The organism is Bacillus sp. BC05(2025) (assembly GCF_056725905.1).
This window is the reverse complement of the sequence record NZ_JBWYRA010000046.1, coordinates 1-308: the sequence shown is the minus strand read 5'-3', so window position 1 is coordinate 308 and position 308 is coordinate 1. Positions and strand designations below refer to the sequence as shown.

The window sequence follows — 308 nt, the reverse complement described above, 5'->3', positions numbered from 1 at the left end:
GAAAGGATCTTCTCGCTGGAATAAACAACGAGTAAAAGTAGCTAGAATTCATGAATACATATCAAATGCTAGAAAAGATTACTTAGACAAAATCTCAACTGAAATCATCAAAAACCACGATGTTATCGGTATAGAGGATTTGCAAGTATCGAATATGTTAAAAAATCGTAAGTTAGCAAAAGCAATTAGTGAAGTATCTTGGTCACAGTTTCGAACCATGTTGGAATATAAAGCAAAATGGTATGGCAAACAAGTCATTGTCGTATCGAAAACATTTGCTTCCAGCCAATTATGTTCTTGCTGTGGAT

General features: G+C 34.1%; 1 protein-coding gene. It reads left to right on the top strand.

Translation table 11 applies throughout. The features are described from left to right. Positions 1-308, top strand: a 308-nt coding sequence (locus ACZ76X_RS29115) for an RNA-guided endonuclease TnpB family protein (protein ID WP_479852480.1), incomplete at both ends; no start/stop codon positions are given.